Annotated in this window: 2 protein-coding genes; both read left to right on the top strand. The window is 61.4% G+C overall.

What is annotated here, in order from left to right; translation table 11 throughout:
• Positions 1-20: 20 nt before the first annotated feature.
• Positions 21-416, top strand: a complete 396-nt coding sequence (locus tag B7X65_RS09740; RefSeq protein WP_293594088.1) for an Ig-like domain-containing protein — start codon at positions 21-23, stop codon at positions 414-416.
• Positions 417-451: 35 nt separating this feature from the next.
• Complete coding sequence (locus B7X65_RS09735; RefSeq protein ID WP_293594087.1) at positions 452-8,851, top strand: tandem-95 repeat protein; 8,400 nt, start codon at positions 452-454, stop codon at positions 8,849-8,851.
• Positions 8,852-8,918: the final 67 nt, after the last annotated feature.

Genomic DNA, 8,918 nt, shown 5'->3' with positions numbered 1-8,918 from the left:
CGGACACCTTCACCTACACGATGAGGGACACGGTTGGTGCCACGAGCACGGCCAACCTCGTGATCACCATCCAGGGCGGCAACGACGGCCCGGTGGCCGTCGCCGATACGGGCACGGCAGTTGAAGCTGGAACGGCCGCGGGAAGCAACGCCACGGGCAACGTGCTCACGAACGATACTGACGTGGATAGCGGCGACACCAAGACGGTGTCGGCGATCACGGGTGGCACGGTGGGCAGCGCCCTGGTGGGCACCTACGGCAGCGTCACGCTCAACGCCGACGGCACGTACACCTACGTCGTCAACAACGCCAATGCGGCGGTCAACGCACTGAGGACCAGCGCCAACACCCTGACGGACACCTTCACCTACACGATGAGGGACACGGTTGGTCGGACACCTTCACCTACACGATGAGGGACACGGTTGGTGCCACGAGCACGGCCAACCTCGTGATCACCATCCAGGGCGGCAACGACGGCCCGGTGGCCGCGGGCGCTGTTGCCGGCACGGTGACGGACACGGCGGCGAGCGATAGCTTCACCAGCCTGACGGGCAGCTTCAGCGCCACCGATGTGGACACGGGTGACAGCAAGACCTGGAGCGTGGGAGGCGGTACCGCTCAGGTCGGCACCTACGGCACGCTGACGCTCAACGCATCAACAGGCGGTTACACCTACGTGGTCAACGCGGCGGCAGTAAACGCCCTGCCGGCGGGCAGCACGCCGACGGACGTGTTTACGGCGACGGTGACGGACACGGCGGGGGCAACTTCGACACAGACCCTGACGGTGACGGTCAACGGCGCCAATGATCGCCCCATTGGTACGGTGAGTGGCGGAACGACGACCTTTACCGAAGGCAACAACGTCGTTTCTACCCCGGTCGTGATCGACAGTGGTATCACGGTCAGCGATGTGGACAATACCAACCTGACGGGTGCGACAGTCTCCATTGGAAGTGGCTTTGCCACCGGCCAGGATGTACTGGGCTTCACAACCATGGGAAGCATTACGGGCAGCTACAACGCGACAACCGGCGTGTTGACCCTCAGTGGTACCGCGACAGTTGCGCAATACGAGGCCGCCCTGCGCAGCGTGACTTACACCAATACCAGCGACACCCCGTCCACGACAGCCAGGACGATCAACTACGTTGTCAACGATGGGCAGGCGCTGAACAACCTGAGCACCGTAGCCAGCAAAATGGTCAGTGTCGTAGCAGTCAACGATGCGCCGATCAACACGGTGCCCGGAGGGCAGACCATGACCGAGGACGCCAGCAAGGTGTTCAGCACGGCCAACGGCAACGCCATCACGGTGTCCGACGTCGACAGCGGTACCCTGACGACGACCGTCAGCGTGACCAATGGGACATTGACGGCGCTTGCCTTTGCAGGAGCCACCATCACCAACAATGGCAGCGGCAGCGTGACCATCAGCGGAACAGCTGCGGCGATCAACGGGGCCCTGAATGGCCTGAGCTATACCAGCACAGCCGACTACCATGGCGCTGCGACCTTGACGGTGCTGACCAGCGACGGGACATTGACCGACAGCGATACGATTGCTCTCACGGTGACACCTGTGGTCGATATCACGGCGGATGCGGTGACAACGCTCGAAGACGCCGCGGTGACGATCAATGTACTGGGCAACGATACGTTCGAGAATGCCGGAAGAACCGTCACGGCCGTTAACGGGAGCGCGATCACTGACGGCGGTTCTTCTGTCGCGGTGACCAATGGCAGCGTAGCCCTGGTTGGTGGCCAATTGGTGTTCACGCCGACCGCCAACTTCAATGGTGTGGTACCGACGTTCACGTATACGGTGACATCCGGTGGGGCCACCGAGACTGCGAATGTGAATGTGACGGTCACACCGGTCAATGACGCCCCTACCATGACCGTTTCGGCGGTCAGTCCAAACTTCACAGAAGGCTCTGGCCTGACTCAGGCTGCGCCTGTTTCAGTGTTCAGTGGTGCGACGGTGAGTGCCGTAGAGGCCGGCCAGAACATCACCGGGTTGACCTTCACCGTCAGCGGCCTGGTCGATGGCGCCAATGAATCTATTGTTGTTGATGGACAGACCATCACTCTGGCAGCCAGCAGTTCGGGAACCACTGCCACCAACGGGCTGGGTTATATCGTCACTGTCAGTGGGGGCGTCGCGACAGTGGTGCTGGTGGGTGGCTCGATGTCAGCTGCGGCCGCGCAGACCCTGGTTAACGGCATTTCCTACCAGAACACCAATGCGAACGAGCCTACTGCCGGCAATCGCACGTTCACCCTGACCCAGATCAAGGACAGCGGTGGCACCACCGACGGTGGCGTGGATACCACAGCGTTGTCGGTTTCTTCCACGGTCAATGTGGTATCGCTCAACGATGCTCCCACCCTGACGGCGACGGCACGCAACCTGACGGTGACGGAGACAGCTACGGCGGGTGACCAGGCGCCGTCGGCCCTGGTATTTAGCGGCGCGACGGTGAGTACCGTTGAAAGCGGACAGAGCATCACCAGCCTGACCTTCACCGTCAGCGGCTTGCAGGACGGCGCCAGTGAAACCATCGTGGTTGATGGACGCACTATCAATTTGGGAGCTGATGTCGCAGGCTGGACAACGACAAACGGCCTGGTCTTTACCTCAACGGTGAGCGGTGGTACCGCGACGGTGACCTTGAGCGGCGCCTCACTGAGCGCGGCACAGGCGCAGACGCTGGTCAATGCCATCAGTTATCAAAATACGGCTGTCGATAATCCGACCGCCGGCGTGCGGACGTTCACCCTGACCCAGATTCGGGACAGTGGCGGCACCTTGAATGGCGGCGTGGATACCTCTGCGCCGGCTGTGGCATCGACGGTTACTGTTGTGGCCAACAATGATGCGCCGACCCTGGATCTGGATGCCAGCGCCGCAGGGACCGGGTACTCAACCACTTTCATTTATGCCGGAGGCGAAGCTGCAGTAAAAATTGTGGACTCAGATGTGCTCATCACTGACGTTGACAGCCAGAATATTGCCAGCGTAACGATCGATATCAGCACCAACTTCAATGACAGGGGAACAGATACCCTCGCATTCAATAACATCAATCCAGCCAAGTTCACCAGTACCTACGACACTGGTACGGGCACACTGGTCATCAGCACCATTGGCGGTCAGACAGCCACCTTGGCGGAATACCAGGCAGCACTGCGGGAGGTGACCTTCGACAACGTGGGCGCAAATCGAGCACGTACACGGAACATCAATATCACCGTTACAGATGCAGAAGGCAATACAAGCAACACCGCGGCGGCGTCCATTACCTTTTCAACAACGACCACCCCTGGCGTGTTTGCCGCTACGGCGACAGGCAATGAGGATGCAGCATCCATTCCCATCACGTTGAATGGCCGGGACGACACTTCGATCGTGCGTTTTCAGTTGAGCAGCCTTCCTGCCAATGGGACCTTGTACACCGACGCGACATTGACAACGCCAGCATTGATCACCACCGACTACACCGCTACGGGTGATAGCCTCACGCTGTATTTTGTGCCGAATGCCAACTACAACGGCAGCACGAGTTTCAACTTCAGAGCAGATGATGCTGCGACCGGGACCATGAGCAGCGCTGCGGCCGCTGCAACCATCACGATCACTCCGGTGAACGACGCGCCGGTACTGACCGACACCGTCCTCACCCTGGGTGCAGTCAATCAGAATGCAGCGGCTCCGACGGGCGCCGTGGGCAGCCTGGTTTCGACGTTGGTGGGTGGCGTGACCGATGTGGACGCGGGCGCGGTCGATGGCATCGCCATTACGGGCACCAACGCCACCAATGGCACCTGGTATTTCACGACCGACGGCGGTACAACCTGGCGAGTCATGGGCTCGGTGAGCGACACGAGTGCACTGTTGCTGGCCTCCAACGGCAACACGCGGGTGTATTTCCAGCCTGCGACGGGCTTTTCGGGCACGGTTGCCGATGGCCTCACCATCCGGGCCTGGGACACCACGTCCGGCGAAGCCGCCACCAAAGTGGATACCAGCAGCAACGGTGGAACCACCGCTTTTTCCAGCGCGACAGACACGGTGTCCATCAGCGCGATTGATATCAACGATGCACCGACCCTGACCGCGACGGCGGTGAGCCCGACTTTCACCGAAGGGGTCGGCGCTGTTCAGGCTGCAGCAGTGGCTGTGTTCGGCAGTGCGGCCGTCAGCACGATTGAAGCGGGGCAAAGCATCACGGGCCTGACATTCCAGATAACCGGTCTGGTCGATGGCGCCAGTGAATCGATTGTTGTTGACGGCAGAACCATCACGCTGGGCGCGGACAGCTCCGGCACCACCGTCACCAATGGCCTGGGCTATGCAGTGACGGTGACAGGCGGCACCGCTACAGTGGTGCTGACGGGCGGCACGCTGTCAACTGCTGCCACGCAGGCGCTGGTCAATGGCATCACCTACCAGAACACCAATGTCAGCGACCCGGGTGCTGGTGATCGGGTCTTCACGCTCACCCAGGTCACGGACAGCGGTGGAACGGCCAGCGGTGGCGTGGACACCTCGACACTGTCGATTTCATCGACGGTCACCGTGGTAGCTGTCAATGACGTTGCACCTACCCTGGATCTTGATGGCGGCACGGGAGGGACCGGCTATGTCACTTCCTACACCGAAAACGGTGCGGGCGTGCCGATCACTGCGGCCAGCCAGGTTCTGGCCGACGACAACACGAGCCTTTCGAGCGCTGTCATCACGCTGACCAACTGGCAGGCCGGTGACAGCCTCTCGATCGGTTCGATTGCGGCCGGAATCACCTACACCTTCTCCGGCCCGAACAACAACATCCTGACCCTGTCCGGATCGGCGCCTGTCGCCAGCTATGCCGCGGCCTTGCGGGCAATCACTTACGTCAATACATCGGAGAATCCGAGCACGACCCCTCGCAGCATCACGGTGTCGGTGAGTGACGGGACCTTCAGCAGCGCTGTGGCGACAACGACGGTGAATGTGGTTTCCGTCAACGATGCGCCGGTCCTTGACCTGGACGCCAGTGTCGCCGGCACCGGCTTCTCGACCTACTTCATCCGGAGCACAGGTCCCGCGCCCACACCGGTCAAGATCACCGATGCTGATGTCCTGGTTACCGATGTGGACAATGCCAACCTGACAGGCGCCACCATCACGTTGACCAACTGGCAGGCCGGTGATGTGCTTTCAACAGCCGGCATTCCCGGCGGTCTTGGCATCACTGCCGTCATCAGCGGCACGAACAGCAACATCGTGACCTTGTCCGGGGCGTCGAGCCTGGCGAACTACCAGACCGCACTCAATGCCATCACCTTTACCAACCCCAACACCGGCGCCAGCCTGACGGCACGCAACTTCACGGTCAGTGTGACGGATGGCGCATTGACAAGCAACGTTGCGAACACGACGATCAACATGGCGACCTCGGGCAATCCAATTGCGACCGTCGCCAGCGCGACGGGTAATGAGGACGCGGCCGGCGGGATCGCCGTGGCGCTGACTGCTGTCGACCCCAACGGGACGGTGGCCAGCTTCACGCTGAGCAGCACGCCCTCCAACGGTGTGTTGTATACCGACCCGGCGATGACGCTGGCGGTGTCGACCGGGGTGGCTTACGCCGCCAGTTCGGGAGGCTTGACGCTTTATTTCAAGCCGGCTGCCAACTGGGCTGGCAGCACCAACTTCAACTTCTTTGCGACCGACAATTCGAGCGCGACCAGCGCCAGCACCGTGGCCACCATCAATGTCACGGCGGTTGCCGATGCGCCCAACCTCAGTGTGGTCAACTCGTTCACGGAGGTATTCAACTCCACATGGGAATCGGTCGGGCCGCTCACGGGTTCCGCTGACGACACCAACAATGCAACGCATGCCCTGGGCACGGCGGCGATCGAAGGTTGGTCGTTGCTCACGGCATTGACCGGGGATACGGCGGGCGCTTCTGCCGGTCGCCAGGTGAACCAGTTCTACTTCAATGCCGATGGTGATGCGCTCACGACCTCTGGCGGCACGCCATACATCGCGAGTGGCATGCTGGGTAGCGCCGCCGGTGGTGACTCGCAAAAAGTGTTCTTGCATCTGGACAATGCTGCCAACGGTGCTTCTGCACTCGACCCGAACTACCAGACACTGGGCATCACGCGAACCATCAGCGTCACCGACACCGCGAATGTCTACCAGCTGAGCATGAACTACGCGCCGGATGCGGCGCCTGTGGCGGGCACCGGCTTCCAGGTGGTGCTGGACGCGGGGACGGCTGGTGAAGTGGTTTACACCTACGCCGCTGGCTCCGTCAACTCGGCACTCGAGTGGGAGGCCGTCCGCGCGGGATTCAACTTCTCGACAACCGGCAATCACACGATCACCATCCGTACCAATTCGGCCGAAAGTGGGGAGGGTGTGGGCGCCTACTTCGACGACATCCGCCTGGTGCAGGCCCAGGGCGCGATGCAGGACAATGCGACCAACCTGAACTCGGTGACAGGGACAACCACGCAGATATCACTGGCCGGCAAGATCACGACCAGCCTGGTGGATGCCGATGGCTCGGAAACCCTGTCGCTGCGCATTTCCAACATGCCGGGTGGTTCGCGCATCGTCTCAGGTGGCATCACCTACAACCCGGTCAGTGGTTCCGTCACTATTCCGACGGCAGCGCTTGCCGCCGCTTATCTGGTGTTCCCGGAAGACTATTCCGGGCGGGTTGATCTGGGTGTGACGGCAACGGGCACGGAAGGCTCCAACAGTGCCACGGCGAGTTCGTCGCAAACGCTGACCTTCCATATTTTCACAGGCGGCCTCTCGGCGAGCCCGCCGCCCTCATTGGCCGTGGTCAGCAACACAACGATTGTCGAGGGCGACTACGCAGTGTTCGACATCCGGCTTGGCGCGCAAACGGGCAACGATGTCACCGTGACCCTGACCACCGGAAATGGGACTGCCACCGCCGCTGACTACGGTCCTGGCCTGGAGTATTCCGTCAACGGCGGTACCTCCTGGACCGCGTATTCGGGCAGCCTGGTGATTGCTGCCGGCAAGACCAGTGTGCTCGTTCGAACGCCCACCACGGTCGATGAAAGTATTGAGAGCTCGGAAACCTTCACGCTGACAGCCAACCTGTCGACCGGTCCGATCTCCAACTCCGTTGCAGTGGGCACGGCGACCATTCTGGACCTGGACAGCGCGCCTATCCTGTCTGTCCGTCCTGTCGGCCAGTGGACCTTCGACGAAGCTTTTGGCGTGCCGGCGGTCAACGAACTCAGGAACATCAAGGGCACGCTGTCGGACGCCAACACCACGAATGGCAGCGATCTGCCGACCTGGGTCACCGGGCATGCCGGAACCTCGGGAACGGCGCTGCAGTTCGATGGCAAGGGAGCGTCTCTGGCTGTTGACCCGATCGAGTTGACACCCATCACCGGATCGGCCACGGTGTCCTTCTGGATCAAGACCACGCAGAACGCGACGACCGATGCGGCGCAATTTGGCGGAACGGATGTCGGCTGGAACCGCCCCAGCGTGATTGGTTCGGAGCAGAACGGCGCTGTCAACGACGCGCAGTGGGGTTGGATAGACAACAGTGGCCGTATCGGTCTGAACGTGGGGGATACAGCGGGCGCCAAGAGCACCACGGTCATCGCCAACGACGTCTGGCATTTTGTCGCCATGACCCGGAACTCCGCCACCGGGCAGACCCAGATATGGGTGGATGGTGTGTTGGAGAGTACCGTGACGGCCGGGGGTCTGGCGGGCACCATTACCAATGTCTTCGGGATCGGTTTCACCAACGGCGTCAATGGCGATTTCTCGCGGAATATCACCAACGACAAGTACCTGAACGCTGCCGTGGATGACTTGCGCATTTACAGCAGCGTGTTGAGTAACGAGCAGGTGCGTTCGGTCTGGCAGGTTGAGGCGGGTCATCACGACGTGGCGATTGCCAATGACGGCACCAGCTTCCAGCTTGACGTGACAGCGCGGGCATTCGATACGCTAACGGTCAATGGCTTGCTCACCGGCTGGACCATCAGTGACGGCGCCGGCCATAGCGCGACGGTCACGACCGGCACGACGCAGTCGATCGACATCTCGGCCTGGGATCTGTCAACCCGCCTGACGGTCAGCGGAGTGGGCACCACCCAGTCGGCATTGATTGGTGTCAGTGCGACGACCGGTGTGCACACGGTGGACCAGATGATCAGTCTTGTGTCTGCCACCAATGCGTATGAGGGCACGGCTGCGAACAACACGCCGACGCTGACGGCTTCTTCGGACTTCGTCTACGGCGGTGATGGAAATGACGCGCTCACCGGCGCTGCGGGTGACGATCGGCTGGTGGGCGGCACTGGTACAGACACGATCAGCGGTGGCGACGGACGCGATCTGATCATCGGAGGCCAGGGTGCCGATAACCTGACCGGTGGTCTGGGTGCAGACATCTTCCGCTGGGAGCTGAACGATGGCGGCACGGCAGGAGCACCCGTGACCGACACGATCACCGACTTCAATCTCAGCGCACGCTCGGCGGGAGGGGATGTTCTGGACCTGCGTGATCTTCTGGTCGGCGAAACCGCAGGAACCCTGCTCGGGCAGGACAATCTGGCGAACTTCCTGCACTTCGAAAAGTCGGGTGCTGACACGATCGTCCACATCAGCAGCACAGGCGGTTTCTCCAGCGATCCACACGCCGTGGGCGCGCCTTCGGCAGCCGTTCTGGGCGCCGTCGATCAGAGGATTGTGCTGTCCGGTGTCGACATGATTGGCGTGTACACCACCGACCAGCAAGTGATTCAGGACTTGCTGACCAGAGGAAAACTCAATACAGACTGACGCGTCCGGTCGCGGAAAAAAAGAAGCCGCCGGATCTTTTGGATCCGGCGGCTTCTTTTCAGAGCGG

This window comes from Polaromonas sp. 39-63-25 (assembly GCF_002278925.1).
Lineage (GTDB): Bacteria > Pseudomonadota > Gammaproteobacteria > Burkholderiales > Burkholderiaceae_C > Polaromonas.
Note: the sequence above shows the minus strand (reverse complement) of the source record. Positions and strands in the feature narration are given on the sequence as shown.

Bases quoted from the DNA above. Each gene is read 5' to 3' on its own strand.
- B7X65_RS09740 (WP_293594088.1), top strand. From the start codon at position 21: ATGAGGGACACGGTTGGTGCCACGAGCACGGCCAACCTCGTGATCACC.